Here is a 25,280-nt window from a genome sequence, read left to right as displayed (position 1 = left end):
GATGCCTAAGGGGACGCGCGGCCGGGCGGCCGGTCGCGGCGGTGACCACCGCTACCGTCCGCCGTCCGTGCCGGCACCGGGATCCTGCCGCCCGGGACGGCCCCCGGCCTGCCCGACGGCCGGTACCGGCTAGATCTTGCTGAGGACCTGGCCGAGCAGCGTGCCCATCGCGATCGCGGAGTCGCGGCCCGCCTGGAGCACCTCCTCGTGGTTCAGCGGCTCGCCCGTCATGCCGGCGGCGAGGTTGGTCACCAGCGACAGGCCCAGCACCTCGGCGCCGGCCTCGCGGGCGGCGATCGCCTCCAGGACGGTGGACATGCCGACCAGGTCGGCGCCCATGGTGCGGAGCATCCGGATCTCGGCCGGGGTCTCGTAGTGCGGGCCGGGGAGCTGGGCGTAGACGCCCTCCTCCAGGGTCGCGTCGACCTCCTTGCACAGCGCGCGCAGCCGCGGCGAGTACAGGTCGGTCAGGTCGACGAAGTTGGCGCCGACGATGGGGGAGGTGGCGGTGAGGTTGAGGTGGTCGCTGATGAGCACCGGCTGGCCGGGGCGCATGCCGTCGCGCAGGCCGCCGCAGCCGTTGGTGAGCACCACGGTCTTGCAGCCGGCGGCGACGGCGGTGCGGACGCCGTGCGAGACCGAGGCGACGCCGCGGCCCTCGTAGTAGTGGGTGCGGCCCAGGAAGACCAGGGCGCGCTTCTCGCCGATCCGGTACGAGCGGATCTTGCCGCCGTGGCCGGCGACGGCCGGCGCCGGGAAGCCGGGCAGCTCGGTGACGGGGAACTCGTGCTCGGGCGCGCCCAGGGCCTCGGCGGCCGGGGCCCAGCCGGAGCCCATGACCAGGGCCACGTCGTGGCTCTCGGCACCGGTGAGTTCGCGCAGGCGGGCGGCCGCGGCGTCCGCGGCCCCCTTCGGGTCGATGTCGGGGGTAACAGATGCGTTCACGCGGACGAGGGTAGCCGGTAATGCCCTACGCGCGTAGATGTCGCTGCCCACGGGCCTGTGGGCGTCGGTTTGTGGCTTCTGCCAAAGGGTTCCGGGGGCGCGGCGGCGGGCCGGGCGGGAGCGAGCCGGTCAGCAGGGGCGCTTGCGGATCTCCATGACGTAGTCGTGCGGCGCGCCGGCGGACTCGGCCGCGTCGGCGATCTCGCCCAGGTAGCGGGCCGAGGGCAGACCGCCCTCGTAGCCGTTGAGGACGTAGATCCAGGCGGCCTCGTCGCCGTCGAGGGTGTGCACCCGGACCCGCATCCGCCGGTAGATCTCCAGGCCGACGCCCTCCCAGCGGTCCATGGACTCCTCGTCCATCGGAGCGATGTCGTAGAGCGCGACGAAGAGCTGGGAGCCCGGGTCCTCGACGACCGTCGCCAGGGCGCCCTCCCACCCCATCTGCTCGCCGCCGAAGGTGAGCCGCCAGCCGTTCAGCCAGCCGGTGCCGCGCAGTGGGGAGTGCGGTGCGCGGCGGGACATCAGCCGCGCGTCGAGGTTGCCGGCGTACGCGGCGTAGAGCGACATGCTTCCGAGGGTACGGGAGGTTCCCCGTTGGGCTCGTGGTACCGGAGATTCGCACAACCGGCTGGCGAGAGCAGACGGCCGGCGCCCACCCGGCGGCATCCGTGCCCCCGGGGGAGAGCCGCGGTCGGGCGTGCGGGACAATGGAGTACGTGACTCGGATCGTGATCATCGGTGGTGGACCCGGCGGATACGAAGCGGCCCTGGTGGGAGCTTCGCTCGGCGCGGAGGTGACCGTCGTCGATTGCGACGGTCTGGGGGGTGCGTCGGTGCTGACCGACTGCGTCCCGTCGAAGACCCTCATCGCCACCGCCGAGGTGATGACGACCTTCGACTCCTCCTACGAGGAACTCGGCATCATCGTCGAGGACGACACCCCTTACAACGAGCGCCCCGCGCGGGTGGTCGGCGTCGACCTCGGCAAGGTCAACCGACGGGTCAAGCGGCTGGCGCTGGCCCAGTCCCACGACATCACCGCCTCGGTCACCCGCGCCGGCGGCCGGGTGCTGCGCGGCCGCGGCCGGCTGGAGCCGGGCCAGGCGCCGGACGGTTCGCGCAAGGTCACCGTGACCGCCGCCGACGGCTCGACCGAGGCCCTGATCGCCGACGCCGTGCTGGTCGCCACCGGCGCCCACCCGCGCGAGATCCCGGACGCCAAGCCGGACGGCGAGCGCATCCTGAACTGGACGCAGGTCTACGACCTCACCGAGCTGCCCGAGGAACTCATCGTGGTCGGCTCCGGCGTCACCGGCGCCGAGTTCGCCGGTGCCTACCAGGCGCTCGGCTCCCGGGTCACCCTCGTCTCCTCCCGCGACCGGGTGCTGCCGGGCGAGGACCCGGACGCCGCCGCCGTACTGGAGGACGTCTTCCGCCGCCGCGGGATGAACGTCATGGCGCGCTCGCGGGCGCAGTCCGCCAAGCGGGTGGGCGACCGGGTCGAGGTGACCCTCGCCGACGGCCGCACCATCTCCGGCACGCACTGCCTGATGGCGGTCGGCTCCATCCCCAACACCGAGGGGATCGGCCTGGAGGGCGCCGGCGTCCGCCTGAAGGACTCCGGCCACATCTGGACCGACAAGGTCTCCCGCACCACCGCCCCCGGCGTCTACGCGGCCGGCGACTGCACGGGCGTGTTCGCGCTGGCCTCGGTCGCCGCCATGCAGGGCCGGATCGCGATGTACCACTTCCTGGGCGACGCGGTCACCCCGCTCAACCTCAAGACGGTCTCCGCGAACGTCTTCACCGACCCCGAGATCGCCACCGTCGGCTACTCCCAGGCCGACGTCGACAACGGCGTGATCGACGCCCGGGCGGTCAAGCTCCCGCTGCTGCGCAACCCGCGCGCCAAGATGCAGGGCATCCGCGACGGCTTCGTGAAGCTGTTCTGCCGCCCCGGCACCGGCATCGTCGTCGGCGGCGTGGTGGTCTCGCCGCGGGCCAGTGAGTTGATCCACCCGATCTCGATCGCGGTCGACAACAACCTGACGGTCGAACAGATCGCCAGTGCCTTCACCGTCTACCCGTCGCTGTCCGGCTCGATCGCCGAGGTCGCCCGCCAGCTGCACACCCGCAAGACGGCCGGCGACTGACCGGCGCTCCGCAAGCGGGCCCATGGAATATTTGTGCCCACTATGGGCACTTGGGGTGAAACGGTCCTGCACGGTCGGGACCGGACACCTCTCCCCGCGGCCCGTCGCCCTCTGCCTGAAGAGCGCAACTGACCAGGCAGCGGGCGGATTTGTGCACGCACGGTGACGGGAATCGGGGCATGTGCATGCCGCATACCACGTGAAGTGATGCCGTGTGAACAACTTCCGTTAATTGGTGCAACCTGCTGAAAACAGACGGTCGTTGGCGTTACTGTCAGTTTCGTGTTCGCTGCAGAACGTCGCCAATTGATCCTAGAAATGGTGCGCGCGAACGGAGCGGTATCGCTCCGGGAGCTCGCCCGCGTCGTCCAGACCTCCGAAGTGACCGTACGGCGCGACGTGCGGGCGCTGGAGGCAGAGGGACTGCTCGACCGCCGGCACGGCGGGGCGGTCCTACCAGGAGGTTTCACCCGCGAGTCCGGCTTCCCGCAGAAGTCCCACCTCGCCACCGCGGAGAAGACGGCGATCGCCGACCTCGCCGCCGGTTTCGTCGAGGAGGGCGAGGCCATCGTCGTCGGCGCCGGGACCACCACCCAGGAGCTGGCCCGCCGGCTCGCCCGGGTCCCCGGCCTGACCGTCGTCACCAACTCCCTGCTGGTCGCCCAGGCACTGGCCCACGCCAACCGCGTCGAGGTGGTGATGACCGGCGGCACCCTGCGCGGTTCCAACTACGCGCTGGTCGGCAGCGGTGCCGAGCAGTCGCTCCAGGGACTGCGGGTCTCCCGCGCCTTCCTGTCGGGCAGCGGCCTGACCGCCGAGCGCGGGCTGTCCACCTCCAACATGCTCTCCGCCAGCGTCGACCGGGCGCTGGTGCAGGCGGCGGGGGAGGTGGTGGTGCTCGCCGACCACACCAAGCTCGGCTCCGACACCATGTTCCAGACCGTGCCCACCGACGTCATCACCCGACTCGTGACGGACGAGCCGCCGGCCCACGACGACCGGGCCGCCACCGAGTTGCAGGCACTGGCCGACCAGGGCGTCCAGATCGCCGTCGCCAGCAACTCGCTCCCCGGACAGGCACCCGCCCAGCCGGGCCTGGAGACCGCCCCGCCGGAGCGCCGGGGCCCGCGGCGGGACGTGCCGCTGCCGGGCCAGCGGCGCAGTCACCCGGGCGGCGCGCCCGGGGCGCCGCAACTGCGCTCGGCGGGCGCGCTCGGTGACGGCCGGGTGGCGGATCTGGCGCCCCGACGGCGCTGAGCCGCGGCGGGACGGCGGGCGTCGGGCGGGCCGGAGAGTCCGGCCCGGGACGCCGGGGCCCGCCCCGGCCCGCCGGGCGGCGGGCTACGCCCCGGTCTCCCGGCCCGTCCCGCCCGCCTTCAGCCCGCGCAGGGTCAGCGTCAGCAGCCGGTCGGCCAGCTCCGGATCGTCCGGGGACTCCTCGGCGGCCAGCGCGATGCCGTTGGTGAGCTGGAGCAGGTCGCCGATGACGACGTCCCGGCGCACCGCCCCGGCCTGCTGGGCCCGGCTCAGCAGCGCGGCGCCCGCCTCGCCCAGCGGCACGCTGCACCGCGCCATGCCCGAACTCTCGTCCGCCGACGCGGTCATCATCGCCCGGGACAGGCCCCGGTAGGTGCTGGCGTGCGTGATCAGCGCGCGCAGCCAGTCGACCAGCGCGGTGCACGGCTGCGGGGCGTCGGCCAACTCCCGCGCGTAGCCGACCAGGGCGTGCACCTCGCCCTGGAAGACCGCGCCCATCAGGGCGGTGCGGTTGGGGAAGTGCCGGTACAGCGTGCCGATGCCGACGCCGGCGCGCCGCGCGATGTCCTCCAGCGAGGTGTCCGTGCCGTGCTCGGTGAACGCCGTCCGCGCCTCGGTCAGCAGCCGCTCGTAGTTCCGCCGGGCGTCGGCCCGCATGGGACGCACCGCGGACGTCCCCCCGGCCGCGTGCGCCGCCGCGGCCCGCTCCACCCGCCGCTGCCCTGCCGTGTCGGTCGCCATCGCCGTCCTTCCTCACACCGGCCGGTTGCGGCCGGTGGCTCCAGGATGCCACTGCCCGCCGGACGGGTGTTCCGGCACGGTCGGCAGGCGCCGTCGGGAGCGTCGTCGGCCCGGGCGGGCCGGGGCTGAACGCCGCTCAGAAAGGGCCGTCCCGGGCCCGCGGCCGGATGCCGATGCCGCAGGTGGACGCCCGGCGGACGGTCGGTGATGTTCCGGCGTACCGGGGCCGTCGGGCCGGCGAACACCTCGCGAAGGCGGCAACGTCACCCTGCCAAGGGCCATCAAACCAGGCGCAAAGAGGGCTTCCGGGGACGTCCGGGGGCCGTCCAGGAAGTCTGGGGAACATCGATGGGACTGACCAGCAGGCCACTGTTGTACGCCATGATCGCCCTTTCCGCGGCCTGCGTGGGGCTCACCGTCTGGCTCTGGCCGCGGTTCGCCGGGCGCGGGCCGCGGGCGGTGCTCGGGCGGCTGGGGGTGATCGCCGCGACCCAGTTGGCGATCGTGGCCGCGCTCGGCCTGGTGGTGAACACCAACTTCCAGTTCTACGCCTCCTGGCACGAACTGCTCGGCCTGTACGACGGGGCCCCCGCCGCGGTCGGCAAGTGGGGCGACGAGGGCGCCGCGGGGCCCGCCGGCGACCCGACCAAGGGGCTGGTGCAGCCCTCCGGCACGGAAGGGCTGGACAAGGTGCACGGGCTGCCCACGGGGCCGCCGGAGAAGAACGGCAAGGTCGAGACGGTCCGGATCGTGGGCAAGCGGACCCGGGTGGTGGACCCGGCGTACGTCTACCTGCCGCCGCAGTACTTCCAGAAGCAGTACGCCCGCCAGCGCTTCCCGGTCGTCGTCGCGCTCAGCGGCTACCCGGGCGGGATATTCCTGCTGGGACAGCACCTGCGGATGCCGGAGACCGCGGCGAAGCTGGTCCGCAACGGCACCCTCCAGCCGACCGTCATCGTGATGCTGCGCCCCACCATCGCGCCGCCGCGGGACACCCAGTGCGTCGACGTCCCCGGTGGCCCGCAGGCCGAGACGTTCTTCGCCCAGGACGTGCCCGAGGCCCTCAAGTCGCACTACCGGGTGGGGCACGACCCGGGCGCCTGGGGCCTGCTCGGCTACTCCTCCGGGGGGAGCTGCGCCCTGCAACTCGCCATGCGCCACCCCCGCACCTACACCGCGGCGGCCGCCCTCTCGCCCGACTACAAGGTCTCCAACGACCCCACCACCGGCAACCTCTTCGGCGACGGCACGGACCGCGGCAAGCGCCGCGAGGAGCACGACCTGATGTGGCGGCTGGCGCACCTGCCGTCGCCCGACGTCAACGTGCTGATCGGCACCAGCCGCAGTGGGGAGAAGAACTACCCGGCGGCGCGGGCGTTCCTGGCCGCGGTCCGCCCGCCCATGAAGGCGGACTCGATCGTGCTCGACCACGGCAGCCACAACTTCGCCACCTGGCGCCGCGAACTGCCCGCCGCGCTCCAGTGGATGAGCCGGACGCTGGTCTTCCCGGAGGAGGTCGTGGGGAAGTCGTAGCCGCCGTCGTCAGCGACGTTGTCACCGACGGCGGCGACAACGGCGAGGGGCGGGCTCCTGGTACCGAGGTACCGGGAGCCCGCCCCTCGGGGCGGTGCGGGGACCGGTCAGTCCTTGATCTCGCAGATCACGGCGCCGGAGGTGAGGGCCGAGCCCACCTCGGCGGTCAGGCCCTTGACGGTGCCCGCGCGGTGCGCGTTGATCGGCTGCTCCATCTTCATCGCCTCCAGGACGATGACCAGCTCGCCCTCGGCGACCTGCTGGCCCTCCTCCACGGCGACCTTGACGATGGTGCCCTGCATCGGGGAGGCCAGGGTGTCACCGGAGGCGGCGCTGCCGCTCTTCTTGGTGGCCTTCCGCTTGGGCTTGGCGCCCCCGGCCACCGCGGCGCGGGCCAGCGGCATGCCGAGCGACGCCGGCAGCGAGACCTCCAGCCGCTTGCCGCCGACCTCGACCACGACCGTCTCGCGGGTGTCGGCCTCGGCCTCCTCCGCACCGGGCGCGGCGAACGGGGGGATCTCGTTGACGAACTCGGTCTCGATCCAGCGGGTGTGGACCGTGAACGGCGCGGTGGAACCGGTGAGTTCGGGGGCGAACGCCGGGTCCTTGACGACCACGCGGTGGAACGTGAGGGCGGTGGCCATCCCGGCCACCTGGAACTCGTTGAGCGCCCGGGCGGCCCGCTGGAGGGCCTGCTCGCGGGTGGCGCCGGTGACGATCAGCTTGGCGAGCAGGGAGTCCCAGGCGGGGCCGATGACCGAGCCGGCCTCGACGCCGGCGTCCATGCGGACGCCCGGGCCCGACGGCGCGTCGAACCGGGTGACCGTGCCGGGCGCGGGGAGGAAGTTGCGACCCGGGTCCTCGCCGTTGATCCGGAACTCGAACGAGTGGCCGCGCAGCGCCGGGTCGTCGTAGCCCAGTTCCTCGCCGTCGGCGATCCGGAACATCTCGCGGACCAGGTCCAGGCCGGTGACCTCCTCGGTGACCGGGTGCTCCACCTGGAGACGGGTGTTGACCTCCAGGAAGGAGATGGTGCCGTCCTGGCCGACGAGGAACTCGCAGGTGCCGGCGCCCTCGTAGCCGGCCTCCTTGAGGATGGCCTTGGAGGCGCGGTACAGCTCGGCGTTCTGCGCCTCGCTCAGGAACGGCGCGGGGGCCTCCTCGACGAGCTTCTGGTGGCGACGCTGGAGCGAGCAGTCACGGGTGGAGACGACGACGACGTTGCCGTGCTTGTCGGCCAGGCACTGGGTCTCGACGTGCCGGGGGCGGTCGAGGTAGCGCTCGACGAAGCACTCGCCGCGGCCGAACGCGGCGACCGCCTCGCGCACCGCCGACTCGTACAGCTCGGGAACCTCTTCGAGGGTGCGGGCGACCTTCAGGCCGCGGCCGCCGCCGCCGAACGCCGCCTTGATGGCGATGGGCAGCCCGTGCTCCTTGGCGAACGCGACGACCTCGTCGGCACCGGAGACCGGGTCCGAGGTGCCGGCGACCAGCGGGGCGCCGGCGCGCTGCGCGATGTGCCGGGCCGCGACCTTGTCGCCGAGGTCGCGGATGGCGTGCGGCGGCGGGCCGATCCAGGTCAGCCCGGCGTCGAGCACAGCCTGCGCGAACTCGGCGTTCTCGGAGAGGAAACCGTAGCCGGGGTGGATCGCGTCCGCACCGGAATCGGCGGCGGCCTGGAGGACCTTGGCGAAGTCGAGGTAGCTGGTGGCAGGGGTGTCACCGCCCAAGGCAAAAGCCTCGTCCGCGGCACGGACGTGCAGGGCGTCCCGGTCCGGGTCGGCGTAGACGGCTACGCTCCCGATTCCGGCGTCCCGGCATGCACGGGCAACGCGGACAGCGATTTCGCCACGGTTGGCGATGAGCACCTTGCGCACGATGGGTCCTTCCTGGGCGCTACGCCGCAACACACTGAACGCAGCGAGTTTAGGGACTGGCGACACCGCGTGCCGACCCGTTCTCTGGGGTGAGCTTGCCCACACGGAGCGTGCGCGCGGCGATGGTGAGGGAGTGAAGTCCGTTGGAATCCCAGGGTAGAGCCGGATTCCCGGGCGCTGGTCCGCGGCGCGGTGTGGTCTAGGTCTCGAACTGTGGACGCCCGGCGAACCGTCAATTCTTTGTGGAGTCCCTACGAATGGGCGAGTGAAAGTTTTCGGGTGGGCGCGCCGGGCGGGGGCATGCAGAAGGAGGGCGTGCGCGGTGATGCAGACCCCTTGCCGCAGCTGTTACCCATTAGTAGCCTGCGTGATGCCTTCTGTACTCCTGGTAACGGCTCGTGACGACGGCACACGGCGGCGCGGACAGCGCGGCGACGGTGCATGACGGTGGAAGTGGGGTGGGCGAGGTGGTGGCGGCCCGCAGACCGGTGGCCCTGGCGGCGGCGGTGGTCCTGATCCTCGAAGCGGCCGGGATGCTGCTGCTCAACTGGATCCTGAGCATCGTGGTCGACCGGCAGCAGATGTCCCTGGCCGGCCTGCGGCCGGGCGCCATGTCCGTCGGCGCCTGGGTCGGCGGCGCGGTCTTCGCCCTCTTCCTGCTCTGCTGCGCCGCGGTGCTGCTGCGCGGCGCGCTCCGGGACCGCGGCCCCGGGCGCCTGGCGCGCATCGCGCTGATCTGCTGCGCGGTGGTGCACGGCGTCCTCGGGGCGCTCGCCGTCGGACTGCTCGGCTGGCCGGCGTTCGCCGCCGCGATGGTGGTGCTGGCGCTGCTCGTGCTGACGCTGGTGGCCTACGGCGAGGCGCGCCCGCGGGCGGCCGGGGTCGAGGAGCCGGCCGCGGGCGGCGCACCCGCCTGAAGCCCGCCCGGTCAGCTGCCGGCGGGCCCGTCCGCCGGCGCGTGCGCGCGCAGGATCGTGACGAACGCCCGCATCCACTCCGGCTGGTCCGGCCAGGCGCGGGCCGAGACGACCTTGCCGTCGACCACCGCCGGGCCGTCCACGAAGACCCCGCCGCCCAGCTCCACCTCCGGCGAGCAGGCCGGGTAGGCCGAGGTGCGGCGGCCCTTCAGCACGCCGAGCGGGGCCAGGGCCAGGGCCGCGTGGCAAATGTGCGCGACCGGCTTGTCCGCGTCGAAGAAGTGCCGCACCACCGGCCCGAAGTCCGGGTCGTGACGCAGGTATTCGGGGGCCCGGCCGCCCGGGAGGACCAGCGCCGCGTACCCGGCGGGGTCGACCTCGGACAGCGCCAGGTCGGCCGGCCAGGAGTGGCCCGCCGACTCGGTGTAGGTGTCGTAGCCCTCGACGAAGTCGTGCGTGACGAACCGCAGCTTCTTGCGCGACGGCGCCGCGACGTGGACCTCGTACCCCTCCTCCAGCAGCCGCTGGTACGGGTAGAAGAACTCCAGGTCCTCGCTGGCGTCGCCGGCGACGATCAGGATCTTGGCCATGGGGAACACTCCTCGCGGTGTCGGTCGCTTCGGGAACCATCGGTTCCCCGGCGACGCGCACCACTCACCGGCTGGCCGGAAAACACCCGTCGCGGGCGGAATCCGGACCGCTCAGGCCCACAGGTCGGTGATCGCGACGCCCAGGTCGGCCAGCAGCCGGCGGAACAGCGGGAGCGACAGGCCGATGACGTTGCCCGGGTCGCCGTCGATCCCGTCGATGAACGGCGCCGAGCGGCCGTCGAGGGTGAACGCGCCCGCCACGTACAGCGGTTCACCGCTGGCCACGTACGCGGCGACCTCGGCGTCGCTGGGCTCCCCGAAGCGGACCGTGGTGGACGCGGTGGCCGAGACCTGCCGGCCGGTCGCGGTGTCGATCACGCAGTGGCCGGTGCGCAGGACCCCGGACCGGCCGCGCATGGACTTCCAGCGGGCGGTGGCGTCCTCGGCGTCCGCGGGCTTGCCCAGCGCCCGCCCGTCCAGCTCCAGGACCGAGTCGCAGCCGACGATCAGCGCACCGGCGGCCTCCGGCCGGGCCGCGACCGCGGCGGCCTTCGCCTCGGCCAGCACCCGGGCCAGTTCCTCGGGGGTGGCGGCGGTCAGCGCGTCCTCGTCGACCCCGCTGACCACGACCTCGGGCGCCAACCCGGCCTGCCGGAGCAGGCCGAGCCGGGCCGGGGACTGGGAGGCGAGGACGAGACGGCGGGGGCGGGCGGCTTCGGTCATGCCCGCCATCGTACGGAGCCGGCGGCGGTCAGTGGGCCGGGGCCCGGCGCCGCCCGGCCCACAGCACCAGCCACCCCGCGAGGGCGCCCAGCGCGGCGCCCAGGGTGTTGTGCGCCCAGTCCGCGGGCTGGCAGTCGCGCACCGGGTCGAGGGTCTGCAGGAGTTCGACGGCGGCCCAGGTGGCGGAGATGCCGAGCGGCACCAGCAGCGCCCGCCGGGTCGCCAGCACCCCGCAGAGCGCCGGCGGGACCCACAGCAGGACGTTGACCCACTGGTGGCCGGCACCCGCACCCAGCGTCCGCACCCCCGCCCCGCCCTCCACGACGCACGCGTGCAGCCGCCCGAGCACGCCCGGCGCGATCTGGTCGGGGAGGGTGATCCCGACGCACAGGCCGTAGGTCACGAGGAACAGCAGGGTCGGGACGCGCGGCCAACCGCGGTGCCGGACGAGCGGCCGCCACGCCAGCAGGGCGACCAGGACCAGTGCCGTGCTCAGCGCGGCCATCACCAGGGCGTGCAGCTTCGGCGACATCGGCGCTCCCCCGTCAGGCGGCGATCAGTCGTTGCCGCAGCTTGCGCTCGGTGGCCCGGTCCAGTCCGAGCCCCTTGCTCAGATAGCCGTCGAACGAGCCGTACTTGGCCTCGACCTCGTTGAACGCCGCGTCCAGATAGCTCTCCCGCACCCCCAGCACCGGCTCCAGCAGCGCCGGGTCCTTGAGCTTGCCGGCGGCCTGGAGCTGCGCCAGCTGACGGTCGTTGGCGGCCTGGAGGTAGTGGTTGGACGCCAGGTAGTCCTGGTCGACGGTGCTCCGCGGCACGCCCGCCGCGGTCAGCAGGACGGCGCTCATCCAGCCGGTGCGGTCCTTGCCCTGGGTGCAGTGGAAGAGCACCGGCGTCCGGCCGTCGGCGACCGCCCGGGCCGCCGCCCCGAACGCCTTGCCGGCCGCCGGGTCGCTGACCAGCCAGGCGTAGTACGCGTCCATCATCCGCACCGCCTTGCCGGCCCCGAGCGCCCGCTGCTGCGCCGCCGGGCCGCCCGCGATCAGTGTGGCCATCGTCCGGGACAGGTCGGCCTTGGGGTCGTAGACGGGCAGGGCGGTGCGGTGGACCCCGGTCGGCAGCGCGTCCGGGGCGGTCGCCACCTCGGCCGGGGAGCGGAAGTCGAGGTCTTCGGTGACGCCGTCCTCGGTGAGGGTCCGCTGCTCGGCGGGGGTGAGGTGGTTCAGCGCGTCGGCGCGGTAGACGACGCCGTGGCGGACCTCGTGGCCGTCGGCGGTGCGGTAGCCGCCGAGGTCGCGGGCGTTGGGGGCGTCCCGCAGTCCCATCGACCGGGGCACGGGGGCGGTGGCGGCGGCCCGGGCGGTGCTGCTCGACCCGCCGCCCGAGGAGTCCTGCGCGGGCCGTGCCGAGCAGCCGACGGCGCCGGTGGCGAGGACACCGAGACCGGTGGCCGCGACGACGAGCCGGCGCACCGACCGCCGCCCCGGAAGTTTATTAATGGTGACCATTAGGCGAAGGTAGGGGCGCCTACGGTAAATCCTCCATAAACATTGCCGACGGTCACAGGAAGAGCACAGCCAGCGCCACAGGAAGCCCACAGGAAATGGGTCGGGCCCCGGTGCTCAAGGGAGATCATTTCCCCCTATTTCCCGGCCGCCCGGCCCGCCGCATTCCGCGTCCCGGAATTGCCTACTGGTTCAGCACGGCCTGCATCACCGACTTCGCGATCGGCCCGCCCAGCTTTCCGCCGGCGATCTCCGAACGCGGGATGTCCATGTCCTTCGGGTCGACGAAGACCGCCACCGCCACCGGCGAACTGCCGTCGGGCAGCTTCGCGTAGGAGACGAACCAGGCGTACGGCCGCTCGTCGTTCACATTCGCACCGTGCTGGGCCGTACCGGTCTTGCCGCCGACCGTCACGCCGTCGATCTTCGCCTTCGAGGCGGTGCCGTCCGAAACGGTGTACTCCATCATTTCCTGCACCTTCAGTGCGGTGTCCTTGGAAACCGCCTGCGGGTCCTTCGGATTCAGCGGCGTCGGGTCGAACTTCTCGATCGTGGAAAGGTCCGGACCGCGCAGCTCCTCGACCAGGTACGGCTTCATCACCTTGCCGTTGTTGGCGATTCCGGCGGCGACCATCGCCATCTGCAACGGCGTACTGGTCACGCTGCCCTGCCCCATGCCGGTCAGCGCGGTCTGCGGCTGGTCCAGCTTGCTCGGATAACCGCTCACCGCGGAACGCACCGGAATGAACTGCTCGGCGTTGAAGCCGAACTTCTCCGCGGTCTCGCGCATCTTGTCCGTACCGAGCTTGTGCGCGGCGTCCAGGAAGACGTTGTTGCAGGACCACTGCATGCCGGTCTTCAGCGACGCCTTGTCGCACGGCGCCCCCTCGACGTCGTTGCCGACCTGGGTGCGGGTCTGCGGGAGCGTGTACGGGGCCGGGGCGCCGGAGGAGGCGTTGATGTCGCTGACCGTGCCGTGCTCCAGCGCCGCGGCCGCGGTGAGCACCTTGAAGGTGGACCCCGGCGGGTAGATCTCGCGCAGCGCCCGGTTGTTCATCGGCTTGCCCTTGTCGGCTTCGAGCGCCAGGTACTTCTTGCCCTCCGCGTCCGACAACCCCGCGAACGTCGACGGGTCGTACGACGGCGTGCTGGCCATCGCCAGGATCTTGCCGGACCGCGGGTCGAGGGCGACCACCGCGCCGTTGGCGTGCAGGTCGGTCAGGCCCTTGTACGCGGCCTTCTGCGCCTTCTCGCTGATGGTCGTCAGGACGTCGCCGCCGCGCGGCTTCTCGCCGGTCAGCATCCCCCGCGCCCGGTTGAAGAACAGCCGGTCGTCCTTGCCGTTGAGGACCTTGCGGTAGACGCCCTCCAGCATGGTCTCGCCCGCCGCCTGCCGGGCGTAGCCGGTGACCGGGGCGTACATCGCGCCGTCGGTGTAGGTGCGCTTGTACTTGAAGTCGCCGCTGGTCTGGGTCGACCCGGTGATGGGCTTGCCGCCCACGATGATGTTGCCGAGCGGGTACGAGTACGCCTCGATCTTGACCCGCCGGTTGTTGTCGTTGTTGGCGAGCTGGTCGGCCTGTACGAACTGCACCCAGGTCGCCCGGACCAGCAGGGCCAGCACCAACGCCCCGCAGAAGACGGCTATGTGTCTGAGCGGCCTGTTCATGGTCTCCCTCCGGCCCGGGGGGCGGCCAGCCGATCACCACGCGGCCGCATGCCCGAATTGCACTGTCGAGAGAGAAAGATGCTTTTACGGGCTCTGCGGTTGCAGGGAGCGAAGAGACCGCTGTGGCCGGTGGGGCGTTCGGTGCGCTCCCCGTCCGTGTCCCGGCCCGCGGAACCGGGCGGTCCGCAAGCGCCGTCACCGCACCAGGAGCACCAGCGTTCCCACCATGATCGCCGTGGCCAGCACGAAGCCCATCCGACGGAGCTTCTCCTGCACTTCGCGCAGCTCCTCGGGCGGTTCGTCGGGCGGATCGGACCACAGCATGACCTCGATCCTCCCGCCCCCCACGACGACGGCGCCTGAGTACGCGTACTCAGGCGCCGCACCGCGAAGGACTAGTCAGTGCACCCTGCACCGACCGCGTTCGGCCAGGTCACCGCGGCCAGAAACTGGTCCGCCAGGCCCGCGGTCCCGGATGGGGCACATGGGACCGGGCCGGAACCGTCGCCGCCGGATCCGACCACTGACTGCGCGGCCCGCCCTCCTCGGGGGCACCGCCGGCGGCCACCGCCGCCGCGCGGGCCTGCACCACCGCCAGCGCGGCGGCCAACTCCTCGGGCGTGGGATTGCCCCGTACGACCTTGATCATCGTCAACCGACCTCCTCCGGCGCGGACTACAGCGGGATGTTGCCGTGCTTCTTCGGCGGCAGCGCCTCGCGCTTGTTGCGCAGCGTGCGCAACCCGCGGACGATGTGCCGCCGGGTCTCGGAGGGCATGATCACCGCGTCGACGTAGCCCCGCTCGGCCGCGACGTAAGGATTCAGCAGCGCGTCCTCGTACTCCTGGATCAGCTCCTGGCGCCGGGTGTCCTGCTGGGCCGGGTCCTCGATCGCGGCCAGCGTGCGGCGGTGCAGGATGTTCACCGCGCCCTGCGCGCCCATCACCGCGATCTGCGCGGTCGGCCACGCGAGGTTCAGGTCCGCACCCAGGTGCTTGGAGCCCATGACGTCGTACGCCCCGCCGAACGCCTTCCGCGTGATCACGGTGATCAGCGGGACCGTCGCCTCCGCGTAGGCGTAGATCAGCTTGGCGCCGCGCCGGATGATCCCGTCGTACTCCTGGTCCGTCCCCGGCAGGAAGCCCGGGACGTCCACGAACGTCAGCACCGGGATGTTGAACGCGTCGCAGGTGCGCACGAACCGCGCGGCCTTCTCGCTCGCGTTGATGTCCAGGCACCCCGCGAACTGCATCGGCTGGTTGGCCACCACGCCGACCGAATGGCCCTCGACCCGCCCGTACCCGGTGAGGATGTTCGGCGCGAACAGCGCCTGGGTCTCCAGGAATTCGCCGTCGTCCAGCACGTGCTCGATCGCCGTGTGCATGTCGTACGGCTGGTTGGCCGAGTCCGGGATCAGCGCGTCCAGCTCGCGGTCCGCGTCGGAGACCGCCAGGTCCGCCTCCTCGGGGAAGGCCGGCGGGTCCGAGAGGTTGTTGGACGGCAGGTACGACAGCAGCCCCTTGACGTACTCGATGGCGTCCTTCTCGTCCCCCGCCATGTGGTGCGCCACGCCGGAGGTGGTGTTGTGCGTACGGGCCCCGCCCAGCTCCTCGAAGCCGACGTCCTCACCCGTGACCGTCTTGATGACGTCCGGCCCGGTGATGAACATGTGCGACGTCTGGTCGACCATCACCGTGAAATCCGTTATGGCCGGGGAATACACCGCACCACCCGCGCACGGACCGACGATCAGGGAAATCTGCGGCACCACGCCCGACGCATGCACATTGCGTCGGAAAATCTCCGCGAAGAGCCCGAGAGCGGCCACGCCCTCCTGAATCCGGGCACCGCCGCCGTCATTGATCCCGATGACCGGGCAGCCGTTCTTCAGCGCGAAGTCCATCACCTTGACGATCTTCTCGCCGTAGACCTCGCCGAGCGATCCGCCGAAGATCGTGAAGTCCTGCGAATACACGCACACCGGACGGCCGTCGACCGTGCCGTAGCCGGTGACGACGCCGTCGCCGTACGGCCGGTTCTTCTCGATCCCGAAATTCGTCGACCGGTGCCGGGCGAACTCGTCGAGCTCGACGAACGAGCCCTCGTCCAAAAGGAGGTCGATGCGCTCACGCGCCGTCAACTTCCCTTTGGCGTGCTGCTTTTCCACTGCACGGGCGGAGCCGGCGTGAGTGGCCTCCTCGACCCGCCGTTGCAGATCCGCCAATTTGCCCGCGGTGGTGTGGATGTTTGCTTCCGGTTCGGACATCGGGATGCGGCTCCTGCTCGTCCTGGACTGGCACTCGTACAGGGGGAGGTACGGGTGTGGCTACCGATTCGTAGCGTATCGGCGGGACTGCTCTGCGGCACTGCGTCGTTGACCACACCTAGGCTGGGGCCATGACGCCTCAACCACCGGAAAACCGGGACAAAGACGCCGGTCGCTGGAGCGATCTGAGCCGCCCGCCGCTGAACGCCACCGCGCTCCGCCGGGCCCTCGTCCGGCCCGACTCGCTCTGGTCCGCGCTGGACGTCGTTCCCGCCACCGGCTCCACCAACACCGACCTCGCCGACCGCGCGGCCGCCGGTGACCTGCGCGAGGGGACCGTCCTCGTCGCCGAGGAGCAGTCGGCCGCCCGCGGGCGCCTGGACCGCCGCTGGACGGCGCCGCCCCGCTCCGGCCTCTTCGTCTCCGCCTACCTCACGCCGACCGTGCCGCTCGCCCGCTGGGGTTGGCTGCCGCTCCTGGCCGGCGTGGCCACGGCCACCGCGATCGCCCGCACCGCCGGCGTCGACACCGCACTCAAGTGGCCCAACGACCTGCTGGTCACCGTGGACGGCGCGGAGCGCAAGACGGGCGGCATCCTCGCCGAACGCGCCGGCGACGGCGTGGTCATCGGCATCGGCCTCAACGTCTCCCTCACCGCCGACGAACTCCCCGTCCCCACCGCCGGCTCCCTCGCCCTCGCCGGCGCCCCCCACACCGACCGGGACCCCCTGCTGCGGGCCGTGCTCCGCTCGCTGGAGCACTGGTACGGCGCATGGCAGGCGGCCGACGGCGACCCGGGCGCCTGCGACCTCCAGGCCGCGTACGTGGCGGGCTGCGCCACGCTGGGCCGGCACGTGCGGGCGGAACTCCCGGGCGACCGGTCCGTCGAGGGCGAAGCGGTCGCGCTCGACGCCGACGGCCGGCTGGTGCTCGCCACCTCCGACGGCGTCCAACAGCCGGTGGGCGCCGGCGACATCGTCCACCTCCGCCCGTCGACGGGGGACGGCTACACGTAACGAAGGGGCCCGCCGCGCGGGCCTCGCCGGTGCGGTGCCGTGTACGTCGGGCCAGGTGGCGGCGGCCCCGGCGGCCCGCACGTGCCGGACGGCGGGCGGGGCCACCCGCACCGTGCCCCGGCCGCACCGGCCGGACGCGGCTCCGCGACCCCGACGCCGCGACGACGTGAGGCAGAGCACACCTGCCGTATCGTTGGGGCGGTCCGCCGGCAGGGAGCGGATCATGGGCGAGCAGCGAGATCGGAAGGGCCGTGCGCAGGGAACGGACAGGGAGCGGTCGGTGACCGCCGACGAGTCGGGGGCCACCCCGCGCGGCGCGGACGCCGAGGGCGAGGCGGTGGGTGAGGCGTCCGCGGGCGACCCCGCGGGCGACCCCGCACGGAGCGACGACGGCCCCGAAGCGGCCGCCGGCGCCAACGGCGAGGACAACGGCGAGGACAACGGCGAGGGCAACGGCGAGGGCAACGGCGAGAACAACATCGCCGTCAAGCTCGAACAGCTCATCCTCGGCGCCGAGCGCCGCTACACGCCGTTCCAGGCGGCCCGCAGCGCCGGCGTCTCGATGGACCTGGCCGCCCGCTTCTGGCGGGCCATGGGCTTCGCGGACATCGGCCAGGTCAAGGCCCTCACCGAGGCCGACGTTCTGGCCCTGCGGCGGCTCGCCGGCCTCGTCGAGGCGGGGCTGCTGAGCGAGGCCATGGCGGTGCAGGTCGCCCGGTCCACCGGCCAGACCACGGCCCGCCTCGCCGACTGGCAGATCGACTCCTTCCTGGAGGGGCTGACCGAGCCCCAGGACTCCGGCCTGACCCGTACCGAGATCACCTACCCGCTGGTCGAGCTGTTGCTCCCGGAGCTGGAGGAGTTCTTGGTCTACGTGTGGCGGCGGCAGCTGGCCGCGGCCACCGGGCGGGTGGTCCAGGCGCAGGACGACGCGGAGATGGTGGACCGGCGGTTGTCCGTCGGGTTCGCCGACCTGGTCGGGTTCACCCGACTGACGCGGCGCCTGGAAGAGGAGGAACTGGGCGAGCTGGTCGAGGCGTTCGAGACCACCGCCGCCGATCTGGTCGCCGCGCACGGGGGCCGGCTCATCAAGACCCTGGGCGACGAAGTGCTCTTCGCGGCGGACGACGCGGGCGTCGCCGCCGAGATCGGGCTGCGCCTGATCGAGACCATGGGCCACGACGAGACGATGCCCGAGCTGCGGGTGGGCATCGCGTTCGGCACGGTCACGACCAGGATGGGCGACGTCTTCGGCACGACCGTCAATCTGGCGAGCCGGCTGACCTCGATAGCGCCGAAGGACACCGTGCTGGTGGACGAGGCGTTCGCGGTGGAGCTGGGGCGCACCGGCGACGCCCCGGTCTCCGAGGCGGACGCCGCGGCCGCGGAGAAGGCGGCCCAGGAGGGCACCGGCAGTCCGCCGCCCCCGTACCGCTTCGCGTTGCAGCCGATGTGGCAGCGGCCGGTCCGCGGGCTCGGCGTCGTCGAGCCGTGGATGCTGACCCGGCGCGGGTGACCCGGGCGCGAGTGCGGTGGCCCTGCCGGAACCGGCCGTGAGCTGACATGATCCTCGTCGTCAGGTCAACGAGCGTTAACCGGTGATCGGGAGGGCGGCATGCAGCGGTTCGGTGCACAGGAATGGGTGGGCGTGGCGCGCCACGGCTTCGTGGCGGAGTTGGTCCTGGACCGGCCGAAGGCGATGAACGCCGTGTCGACGGCGATGGCCGACGCGCTGACGCAGGCGTGCGCCGAGCTGGCCGCCGACCGGACCGTGCGGGCGGTGGTGCTCACCTCCACCCATGAGCGGGCGTTCTGCGTGGGCGCCGACCTCAAGGAGCGGAACTCCTTCACGGACGCGGACCTGATGCGGCAGCGTCCGCGCACCCGGGCCGCGTACACCGCGGTGTTGGAGCTGCCGGTGCCGACGGTGGCCGCGGTGCACGGGTTCGCGCTCGGCGGTGGTTACGAGTTGGCGCTGGCCTGCGATCTGATCGTCGCGGACGGGACCGCGGTGGTCGGCCTGCCGGAGGTGTCGGTGGGCGTCATCCCCGGCGGGGGCGGGACGCAGCTGCTGCCGCGCCGGGTGGGGGCGGCGCGCGCCGCCGAGTTGGTGTTCACCGCGCGTCGGGTGTCGGCGGCGGAGGCGGGCGAGTTGGGCCTGGTGGACCGGGTCGTGGCGGACGGGCAGGACCGGGCGGAGGCGCTGGCGCTGGCCGCCGCGATCGCCCGCAATTCGCCGGTCGGGCTGCGCGCGGCCAAGCGCGCCCTTCGGCTCGGGCAGGGGTTGGACCTGCGGGCCGGGCTGGAGGTGGAGGACGGTGCGTGGCGGAGCGTGGCGTTCTCCGGGGACCGGGCCGAGGGCGTCGCGGCCTTCAACGAGAAGCGCGACCCCGACTGGCCGGGGGAGTGACCGCCCGGTCCGCTCCTTCCGGTGGTCCTTGACCTGCGGAAGGGGCGGTTCGGGTCAATCATTCCTACGCTGTAATACAGAGCGTGCGCACGGCTACGGAATGTGAGGATCCGGTGACGGGCGAGGGTGACGCGAGGCTGCGGGCCGTGGTGGAGCTGGCGCAGGCGATGGCGGCCGCGCCGGCGCTGCGCGACTCCGCCCGGGCCGCGGCCCAGGGGGCGCGGCAGGCGCTGGGCGGTTCCTTCGCGGCGATCTGCAAGTGGGAGCGCGAGCGGGGGCGGCTGCGGGTCCTGGTCAACGTCGGCGAACTCGCCCCGGGGGAGCGGGAGTTCCCGGACGACGAGACGTATCCGGTGCACGCGTTCGCGGAGATCGTCGGGTTCCTCCACGAGGAGTGGGCCGGTGGCGGGGAGCCGAGCGCCTGGGTGGAGGTGGCCGCGGGGGAGCCGGGCGGTGACGTCGCCGACGGTTCGCTGGTGCCGCCCAGCGGTCCGGGGCGGGTGGCCGCGCTGCGTCGGCGGGGCCGGGGTTGCTGCGTGGTCGCGCCGCTCGTGCTGCACGGTCGGGCCTGGGGCGAGTTGTACGTGGCGCGGCGGCCGGGGGAGCCGGTGTTCGGGCGGGCGGACGCCGATTTCGCGACCGTGCTGGCCGCGGTCACGGCCGCGGGGATCGCCCAGACCGAGCGGCTGGCGGAGGCCCGCCGGCTGGCGTTCACCGACGCGCTGACGGGTCTGGCCAACCGCCGGGCCGTGGACATGCGGCTGGACGAGGCGTTGGAGCAGCACCGCGCCGACGGGGTGGTGGTGAGCCTGGTGGTGTGCGATCTGAACGGGCTGAAGCAGGTGAACGACTCGCGGGGGCACGCGGTCGGCGACCGGTTGTTGGAGCGCTTCGGTTCGGTGCTGTCGCTGTGCGGAGCGATGGTGCCGGGGACCCTCGCGGCGCGGTTGGGCGGGGACGAGTTCTGCCTGTTGGCGGTCGGCCCGGACTCCGACGAGGTGGTCAAGGTGGCCGGCGAGCTGTGCGGCCGGGCCGCGGAGTTGGACCTCGGGGAGGGGGTGGCCGTGGGGGTCGCCTCGACCGGCGATCCGATCGGCCCGGTGCACACCGCCCGGCGGCTGTTCCGGTTGGCGGACGCGGCCCAGTACCGCGCCAAGGCGGCGAAGTCCGGCGGTCCCGTGGTGGCCGGGCGGCACGGCGGGGCGGACGATCCGGTCGTGCGGCTGGCGGACGCGCCCGAGCCGTCGCAGGGGCCGGAGCGGCGGAGGTTCCGCAGGTGAGCGGGGGCCGGGGCGCGGGGTGCGGGCGCTCCGGGTGAGGAGCGACGGTGGTCTCGGGCGATGATCGGTAAGGGGTGATCCCGAAATCCGGTGGTGACATCCGGCGATTCAGTCTCTAGGGTGCCTGAATATGGATATGCACACTGTGGTGCTGGGGACGTCCGGCACCACCGCACAGGACGTCATCGCGGTGGCCCGCGGCGCGGCCCGGATCGAGCTGTCCGAGGAGGCCCGCTCCGCCGTCGCCACCTCCCGCGCCTTCATCGACGAGCTCGCCGCCAAGCCGGACCCGGTCTACGGCGTCTCCACCGGCTTCGGCGCCCTCGCCGTACGCCACATCAGCCCGGAGCTGCGCGCCCAGCTCCAGCGCAACATCGTGCGCTCGCACGCGGCCGGCATGGGCCCGGCCGTCGAGCGCGAGGTGGTCCGCGCCCTGATGTTCCTGCGGCTGAAGACCCTCGCCTCGGGACACACCGGCGTCCGCCCGGTGGTCGTCGAGACCATGACCGCGCTCCTGAACGCCGGCATCACCCCGGTCGTCCACGAGTACGGCTCGCTCGGCTGCTCCGGCGACCTGGCCCCGCTCTCGCACTGCGCCCTGACGCTGATGGGCGAGGGCGAGGCCCAGGGCCCGGACGGCGTCGTCCGACCGTCCGGCGAGCTGCTGGCCGCGCACGGCATCGAGCCCGTCGAACTGCGCGAGAAGGAGGGGCTGGCGCTCCTCAACGGCACCGACGGCATGCTCGGCATGCTGGTGATGGCCTGCGCCGACCTGGCCCGGCTGTTCACCTCGGTGGACGTCACCGCCGCGCTCTCCATGGAGGCGCTGCTGGGCACCGACAAGGTCCTCGCGCCCGAGCTGCACGCCATCCGGCCGCACCCGGGCCAGGCCGCCTCCGCCGCCAACATGCTGGCGTTCCTGGACGGTTCCGGCCTCATCGGCCACCACCAGGACGACGCCCCGCGCGTGCAGGACGCCTATTCCATCCGCTGCGCCCCGCAGGTCGCCGGCGCCGGCCGGGACACCCTCGCGCACGCCCGCCTGGTCGCCGACCGGGAGCTGGCCGCCGCCGTCGACAACCCCGTGGTGCTGTCCGACGGCCGGGTGGAGTCCAACGGCAACTTCCACGGTGCGCCGGTCGCCTACGTCCTGGACTTCCTGGCCATCGCCGCGGCCGACCTGGCCTCGATCGCCGAGCGCCGCACCGACCGGCTCCTGGACAAGAACCGCTCGCACGGGCTGCCCGCCTTCCTCGCCGGGGACCCGGGCGTCGACTCGGGCCTGATGATCGCCCAGTACACCCAGGCCGCGCTGGTCAGCGAGTTGAAGCGGCTGGCCGCCCCGGCGTCGGTGGACTCCATCCCGTCCTCCGCCATGCAGGAGGACCACGTCTCGATGGGGTGGTCGGCGGCGCGCAAGCTGCGCACCGCGGTGGACAACCTCACCCGGGTCATCGCCGTCGAGCTCTACGCCGCGACCCGCGCCGTCGAACTGCGCGAGGGGCTGACGCCCGCCCCGGCGACCCGCGCGGTGCTGGACGCCCTGCGCGCCGCGGGCGTCCAGGGCCCGGGCGAGGACCGTTTCCTGGCGCCGGACCTGGAGGCGGCGTACGCCTTCGTCCGGGACGGCGCGCTGGTGACGGCGGCGGAGTCGGTCACCGGCGAACTGGCCTGACGCGACGTCAATCCGCGCCGGCGGCCCGCACCGGGGCCGCCGGCGCCCGCCCGTGCCCGGCCCGGCCGGTGGCGGAACGGCCCCGGGCTCAGGCGGATTCGTCGCGGGTGCGGTGCACGGAGTAGCCGACCAGGGCGGCGCCGAGCGCCAGGCAGGCCGCGCCGCCGACCACGTACGGGGTGGTGTTCGGGCTGCCGGTGTCGGCGAGGTAGTGGACGGGCCCGGCACTCCCGGCCGGCGCGCCGCCCGGCCGGGTCGTGGTCGAACCGCTGTCGGACTGCCGCGCACCGGCGTGACGCTCGGTGCCCGCCGCGTCCGAGACCTTCGCGCGCCCCGGAACTGCCGGTGCGGAATCCGTCCGGAGGTCGGAATGCGGGGCTCCGCCGTCCCCCACGAGCGCATTCGCGGACGGTACGAACCACAGGGCGAACAGCACCGATCCCGCGGCAGTGGCGGTCAGCAGCGGTCGTCGTGCGGTCACGAAAGCAATCCCCCTTGTGGGTTCGGCGAATTGGCCGTTGATCGCAGATGTTAGTGACCGCCGCGGGTCGTGCGGTAGTCGGGACCCGCTGGTGCTTACCCTCCGTTCATGAGCAATGGCGAGACATCACGCTTTGTACGGCTTCACGTCGAACTGGTCATGGAGGTCACCGACGCCGCCGAGCTGACCGGCGCCGCGGTCGGCCGGATCGACGCCGACCCCGCGCTCCCCGACGACGAGCGCAGGCAGTCCCTGGAGACGGTCAGAGACGATCCAGCGGAAGCGCTGGCCCACCTCATCGACCCCTTCGACCTGGTCAACGAGGTCCCCGGCACCGAACTCGCCCAGGCGTCCTGGAGCAGCGAGGAGATGACCGACTACGACCCGGACGCCGAGTGGGACGCCGCCGAGTGGGACCTGGCGGACGACGCGGACGAGGAGGGCTGACCGCGGATCCGCCGCCTCCCCGCCCCGCCGGCCACCCACCGCGACCCCCGTGCGACGCCGTGTCGCACGGGGGTCGACGTGTCGCACGGGGGACGACGCGCCCGTCGCTCGATCGCGGCGCCGGCGGGGCCGCGGGGCCGCTCCCCGCGCCGGCCGGCCCCCTCACCTCGCGTCGCGAGCCCCGCGCCGTGCGCCATCCCTCCTCACGCACGCCGCACGGCCGGCGGCACTCCGCTGCCCCATGCGTGATCTGCGCCATTATTTAGCCGATGGGCGTTTTGCTGCCATTGCGTGTCCTTCCCCACACTTCTGCCGTGAATGAAGCGGATGAAAGGGATAAGGCGTACCAATGAAGTCGGCCGGAATGCCTGCGTCCAGATATGCCTGCGTTCATTCGGCGGCTCGCTCGGGGACTTTTCGCGAAATCGTTAGCAATGGAGAAGCGTGTGATGACGGACCGCAAGCGCCGCAAGGGCCTCATAGCCAGTGCCGCGCTGCTCGGGGGAGTGCTCACGGTCGCCGCGTGTGGTGCCAGCAACGCCACCGGACACGGCGGCGGTGCGAACGCGGGGCGGCAGGACGGCTCCCAGCACGAGAGCACCCAGCAGGTGGACGAGGCAGCAGCGCAGGACGCCTCGCAGGCGAAGATCACCATCACGCCGAGGGACGGCTCGACGGACGCCGGTCTCAACGACGCCAAGGTGACCGCCGGCGGCGGCAAGCTCACCGACGTCACCATGACCACGGTCGTCGCGCACCAGGGCCAGCAGTCCCAGCAGAAGACCGTCGCGGGCACCCTCTCCGCCGACGGCACCTCCTGGAAGCCCAAGCAGGCGCTGTCCCGCGCGACCACCTACAAGATCACCGCGCACGGGGTGGACGCCCAGGGCCGCACGGCGGTGGAGAACTCCACCTTCACCACGGTCTCCCCGACCAACAGCTTCCTCGGGAACTTCACCCCCGAGGACGGCTCGACGGTCGGCGTCGGCATGCCCGTGTCGATCAACTTCGACAAGCCGGTCAAGAACCGCCAGGCCGTCCAGTCCGCGATCTCGGTCGCGTCCAGCAGCAACCAGCAGGTCGTCGGCCACTGGTTCGGCAACAAGCGGCTGGACTTCCGGCCCAAGGACTACTGGAAGCCGAACTCCCAGGTCACCCTGAAGCTCGCCCTGGACGGCGTCGAGGCGTCGCCGGGCGTGAAGGGCATACAGAACAAGACCGTCCACTTCACCGTCGGCCACTCCCAGGTCAGCACCGTCGACACCAAGACCCACCTGATGACCGTGGTGCGCGACGGCCGGACGGTCAAGACCATCCCGATCTCCTCGGGCAGCGACGACCACCCGACCTACAACGGTCAGATGGTCATCTCCGAGAAGTTCAAGCAGACCCGCATGGACGGCTCCACCGTCGGCTTCACCAACAACGACGGCAAGGGCGAGTACGACATCCCCGACGTCCCGCACGCCATGCGGCTGTCGAACTCCGGCACCTTCATCCACGGCAACTACTGGGGCAAGGGCATCTTCGGCAAGGCCAACACCAGCCACGGCTGCATCGGCCTGCCGGACGTCAAGGGCGCGGGCGACCCGTCCACCGACGGCGCGTGGTTCTTCAACCACTCGCAGATCGGCGACGTCGTGAAGGTCGTCAACTCCCCGGACCAGACCATCAAGCCGGACAACGGCCTCAACGGCTGGAACATGTCCTGGTCCCAGTGGGTCGCCGGCAGCGCGAGCTGATCCGGGGCGACGCCCCACGGCGATGACCGACGTCCGGCGCCCGGGAACCCGCAA

24 protein-coding genes are annotated in these 25,280 nt (G+C 72.5%); 11 read left to right on the top strand and 13 right to left on the bottom strand.

Translation table 11 applies throughout. The features are described 5' to 3' along the window. Window positions 1-129 precede the first annotated feature (129 nt). Window positions 130-945 (bottom strand): purine-nucleoside phosphorylase, encoded by an 816-nt coding sequence (locus ACLJT4_RS02235; protein ID WP_382467609.1) that lies wholly within the window; start codon window positions 943-945, stop codon window positions 130-132. Window positions 946-1,074: 129 nt separating this feature from the next. Next, a complete protein-coding gene (locus ACLJT4_RS02230; protein WP_016575476.1) occupies window positions 1,075-1,512 on the bottom strand; it encodes a gamma-glutamylcyclotransferase in 438 nt (145 codons plus the stop codon). 140 nt (window positions 1,513-1,652) lie between these two features. On the opposite strand from ACLJT4_RS02230, the gene ACLJT4_RS02225 reads away from it, so the two are divergent. Continuing rightward, window positions 1,653-3,098 (top strand): NAD(P)H-quinone dehydrogenase, encoded by a 1,446-nt coding sequence (locus tag ACLJT4_RS02225; RefSeq protein WP_411120727.1) that lies wholly within the window; start codon window positions 1,653-1,655, stop codon window positions 3,096-3,098. Between the two features lie 318 nt (window positions 3,099-3,416). Further along, entirely contained in the window at window positions 3,417-4,355 is a 939-nt protein-coding gene (locus tag ACLJT4_RS02220) for a DeoR/GlpR family DNA-binding transcription regulator (protein WP_233657020.1), read from the top strand. An 84-nt stretch (window positions 4,356-4,439) separates the two neighbouring features. Here ACLJT4_RS02220 and ACLJT4_RS02215 read toward each other — a convergent pair whose 3' ends face one another. Then, window positions 4,440-5,096, bottom strand: a complete 657-nt coding sequence (locus ACLJT4_RS02215) for a TetR/AcrR family transcriptional regulator (RefSeq protein ID WP_411120726.1) — start codon at window positions 5,094-5,096, stop codon at window positions 4,440-4,442. Between the two features lie 348 nt (window positions 5,097-5,444). On the opposite strand from ACLJT4_RS02215, the gene ACLJT4_RS02210 reads away from it, so the two are divergent. Continuing rightward, complete coding sequence (locus ACLJT4_RS02210) at window positions 5,445-6,629, top strand: alpha/beta hydrolase (RefSeq protein ID WP_411120725.1); 1,185 nt, start codon at window positions 5,445-5,447, stop codon at window positions 6,627-6,629. 107 nt (window positions 6,630-6,736) lie between these two features. Here ACLJT4_RS02210 and ACLJT4_RS02205 read toward each other — a convergent pair whose 3' ends face one another. After that, window positions 6,737-8,506: an acetyl/propionyl/methylcrotonyl-CoA carboxylase subunit alpha gene (locus ACLJT4_RS02205; RefSeq protein ID WP_411120724.1), complete on the bottom strand. Its 1,770-nt coding sequence runs from the start codon at window positions 8,504-8,506 to the stop codon at window positions 6,737-6,739. Between the two features lie 458 nt (window positions 8,507-8,964). Here ACLJT4_RS02205 and ACLJT4_RS02200 point away from each other — a divergent pair, with 458 nt between their 5' ends. Further along, entirely contained in the window at window positions 8,965-9,423 is a 459-nt protein-coding gene (locus ACLJT4_RS02200) for a hypothetical protein (protein ID WP_411121063.1), read from the top strand. 11 nt (window positions 9,424-9,434) lie between these two features. Here ACLJT4_RS02200 and ACLJT4_RS02195 read toward each other — a convergent pair whose 3' ends face one another. The 8 genes from ACLJT4_RS02195 to ACLJT4_RS02160 all read right to left on the bottom strand — a co-directional run bounded on the left by ACLJT4_RS02195 (window position 9,435) and on the right by ACLJT4_RS02160 (window position 16,175). Beyond that, complete coding sequence (locus ACLJT4_RS02195) at window positions 9,435-10,013, bottom strand: DJ-1/PfpI family protein (RefSeq protein WP_016571397.1); 579 nt, start codon at window positions 10,011-10,013, stop codon at window positions 9,435-9,437. Between the two features lie 111 nt (window positions 10,014-10,124). Beyond that, window positions 10,125-10,736 carry a Maf family protein gene (locus tag ACLJT4_RS02190; RefSeq protein ID WP_411120723.1) on the bottom strand — a complete coding sequence of 204 codons (612 nt, stop codon included), beginning with the start codon at window positions 10,734-10,736 and terminating at the stop codon, window positions 10,125-10,127. A 28-nt stretch (window positions 10,737-10,764) separates the two neighbouring features. Continuing rightward, complete coding sequence (locus tag ACLJT4_RS02185; protein ID WP_411120722.1) at window positions 10,765-11,268, bottom strand: hypothetical protein; 504 nt, start codon at window positions 11,266-11,268, stop codon at window positions 10,765-10,767. Between the two features lie 13 nt (window positions 11,269-11,281). Beyond that, complete coding sequence (locus tag ACLJT4_RS02180; RefSeq protein WP_411120721.1) at window positions 11,282-12,244, bottom strand: tyrosine-protein phosphatase; 963 nt, start codon at window positions 12,242-12,244, stop codon at window positions 11,282-11,284. Between the two features lie 181 nt (window positions 12,245-12,425). Then, on the bottom strand, window positions 12,426-13,910 hold the full coding sequence (locus tag ACLJT4_RS02175) for a peptidoglycan D,D-transpeptidase FtsI family protein (protein WP_411120720.1): 1,485 nt from the start codon (window positions 13,908-13,910) through the stop codon (window positions 12,426-12,428). Between the two features lie 195 nt (window positions 13,911-14,105). After that, window positions 14,106-14,234 carry a morphogenic membrane protein MmpB gene (gene mmpB / locus ACLJT4_RS02170; RefSeq protein WP_016571392.1) on the bottom strand — a complete coding sequence of 43 codons (129 nt, stop codon included), beginning with the start codon at window positions 14,232-14,234 and terminating at the stop codon, window positions 14,106-14,108. A 109-nt stretch (window positions 14,235-14,343) separates the two neighbouring features. Next, window positions 14,344-14,559 (bottom strand): acyl-CoA carboxylase epsilon subunit, encoded by a 216-nt coding sequence (locus ACLJT4_RS02165; protein WP_411121062.1) that lies wholly within the window; start codon window positions 14,557-14,559, stop codon window positions 14,344-14,346. Between the two features lie 26 nt (window positions 14,560-14,585). Next, window positions 14,586-16,175 carry an acyl-CoA carboxylase subunit beta gene (locus ACLJT4_RS02160; protein ID WP_016571390.1) on the bottom strand — a complete coding sequence of 530 codons (1,590 nt, stop codon included), beginning with the start codon at window positions 16,173-16,175 and terminating at the stop codon, window positions 14,586-14,588. A gap of 131 nt (window positions 16,176-16,306) precedes the next feature. Between ACLJT4_RS02160 and ACLJT4_RS02155 the strand changes: the two genes are divergently transcribed. The 5 genes from ACLJT4_RS02155 (at window position 16,307) to hutH (ending at window position 22,556) form a co-directional block, all read left to right on the top strand. Next, entirely contained in the window at window positions 16,307-17,191 is an 885-nt protein-coding gene (locus tag ACLJT4_RS02155) for a biotin--[acetyl-CoA-carboxylase] ligase (protein ID WP_411120719.1), read from the top strand. Between the two features lie 280 nt (window positions 17,192-17,471). Continuing rightward, window positions 17,472-18,707, top strand: coding sequence for an adenylate/guanylate cyclase domain-containing protein (locus tag ACLJT4_RS02150; RefSeq protein WP_411120718.1), 1,236 nt, complete (start codon window positions 17,472-17,474; stop codon window positions 18,705-18,707). 99 nt (window positions 18,708-18,806) lie between these two features. Next, window positions 18,807-19,601 carry an enoyl-CoA hydratase/isomerase family protein gene (locus ACLJT4_RS02145; RefSeq protein ID WP_411120717.1) on the top strand — a complete coding sequence of 265 codons (795 nt, stop codon included), beginning with the start codon at window positions 18,807-18,809 and terminating at the stop codon, window positions 19,599-19,601. A 167-nt stretch (window positions 19,602-19,768) separates the two neighbouring features. Continuing rightward, window positions 19,769-20,881, top strand: coding sequence for a diguanylate cyclase domain-containing protein (locus ACLJT4_RS02140; protein WP_411121061.1), 1,113 nt, complete (start codon window positions 19,769-19,771; stop codon window positions 20,879-20,881). Window positions 20,882-21,011: 130 nt separating this feature from the next. Further along, a complete protein-coding gene (gene hutH / locus ACLJT4_RS02135) occupies window positions 21,012-22,556 on the top strand; it encodes a histidine ammonia-lyase (RefSeq protein WP_411120716.1) in 1,545 nt (514 codons plus the stop codon). Between the two features lie 88 nt (window positions 22,557-22,644). Here hutH and ACLJT4_RS02130 read toward each other — a convergent pair whose 3' ends face one another. Continuing rightward, window positions 22,645-23,037: a hypothetical protein gene (locus ACLJT4_RS02130; RefSeq protein ID WP_411120715.1), complete on the bottom strand. Its 393-nt coding sequence runs from the start codon at window positions 23,035-23,037 to the stop codon at window positions 22,645-22,647. Between the two features lie 108 nt (window positions 23,038-23,145). On the opposite strand from ACLJT4_RS02130, the gene ACLJT4_RS02125 reads away from it, so the two are divergent. Together ACLJT4_RS02125 and ACLJT4_RS02120 are read left to right on the top strand one after the other, a co-directional pair. Further along, window positions 23,146-23,484, top strand: a complete 339-nt coding sequence (locus ACLJT4_RS02125; protein WP_411120714.1) for a hypothetical protein — start codon at window positions 23,146-23,148, stop codon at window positions 23,482-23,484. A 449-nt stretch (window positions 23,485-23,933) separates the two neighbouring features. Beyond that, complete coding sequence (locus ACLJT4_RS02120; RefSeq protein ID WP_411120713.1) at window positions 23,934-25,226, top strand: L,D-transpeptidase; 1,293 nt, start codon at window positions 23,934-23,936, stop codon at window positions 25,224-25,226. Window positions 25,227-25,280: the final 54 nt, after the last annotated feature.

This window comes from Streptomyces sp. x-19 (assembly GCF_046549115.1).
GTDB classification, from domain to species: domain Bacteria; phylum Actinomycetota; class Actinomycetes; order Streptomycetales; family Streptomycetaceae; genus Streptomyces; species Streptomyces albulus_C.
The sequence above is the reverse complement of the archived record's forward strand: the minus strand, read 5'-3'. Positions and strand labels throughout refer to the sequence as shown.

Coding starts and splice junctions, on each gene's coding strand:
- ACLJT4_RS02230 (WP_016575476.1), bottom strand. CDS start 1,512: ATGTCGCTCTACGCCGCGTACGCCGGCAACCTCGACGCGCGGCTGATG.
- ACLJT4_RS02225 (WP_411120727.1), top strand. CDS start 1,653: ATGGAGTACGTGACTCGGATCGTGATCATCGGTGGTGGACCCGGCGGA.
- ACLJT4_RS02220 (WP_233657020.1), top strand. CDS start 3,417: ATGGTGCGCGCGAACGGAGCGGTATCGCTCCGGGAGCTCGCCCGCGTC.
- ACLJT4_RS02215 (WP_411120726.1), bottom strand. CDS start 5,096: ATGGCGACCGACACGGCAGGGCAGCGGCGGGTGGAGCGGGCCGCGGCG.
- ACLJT4_RS02210 (WP_411120725.1), top strand. CDS start 5,445: ATGGGACTGACCAGCAGGCCACTGTTGTACGCCATGATCGCCCTTTCC.
- ACLJT4_RS02195 (WP_016571397.1), bottom strand. CDS start 10,013: ATGGCCAAGATCCTGATCGTCGCCGGCGACGCCAGCGAGGACCTGGAG.
- ACLJT4_RS02190 (WP_411120723.1), bottom strand. CDS start 10,736: ATGACCGAAGCCGCCCGCCCCCGCCGTCTCGTCCTCGCCTCCCAGTCC.
- ACLJT4_RS02185 (WP_411120722.1), bottom strand. CDS start 11,268: ATGTCGCCGAAGCTGCACGCCCTGGTGATGGCCGCGCTGAGCACGGCA.
- ACLJT4_RS02180 (WP_411120721.1), bottom strand. CDS start 12,244: ATGGTCACCATTAATAAACTTCCGGGGCGGCGGTCGGTGCGCCGGCTC.
- ACLJT4_RS02175 (WP_411120720.1), bottom strand. CDS start 13,910: ATGAACAGGCCGCTCAGACACATAGCCGTCTTCTGCGGGGCGTTGGTG.
- mmpB (WP_016571392.1), bottom strand. CDS start 14,234: ATGCTGTGGTCCGATCCGCCCGACGAACCGCCCGAGGAGCTGCGCGAA.
- ACLJT4_RS02165 (WP_411121062.1), bottom strand. CDS start 14,559: ATGATCAAGGTCGTACGGGGCAATCCCACGCCCGAGGAGTTGGCCGCC.
- ACLJT4_RS02160 (WP_016571390.1), bottom strand. CDS start 16,175: ATGTCCGAACCGGAAGCAAACATCCACACCACCGCGGGCAAATTGGCG.
- ACLJT4_RS02155 (WP_411120719.1), top strand. CDS start 16,307: ATGACGCCTCAACCACCGGAAAACCGGGACAAAGACGCCGGTCGCTGG.
- ACLJT4_RS02145 (WP_411120717.1), top strand. CDS start 18,807: ATGCAGCGGTTCGGTGCACAGGAATGGGTGGGCGTGGCGCGCCACGGC.
- ACLJT4_RS02140 (WP_411121061.1), top strand. CDS start 19,769: ATGGCGGCCGCGCCGGCGCTGCGCGACTCCGCCCGGGCCGCGGCCCAG.
- hutH (WP_411120716.1), top strand. CDS start 21,012: ATGGATATGCACACTGTGGTGCTGGGGACGTCCGGCACCACCGCACAG.
- ACLJT4_RS02125 (WP_411120714.1), top strand. CDS start 23,146: ATGAGCAATGGCGAGACATCACGCTTTGTACGGCTTCACGTCGAACTG.
- ACLJT4_RS02120 (WP_411120713.1), top strand. CDS start 23,934: ATGACGGACCGCAAGCGCCGCAAGGGCCTCATAGCCAGTGCCGCGCTG.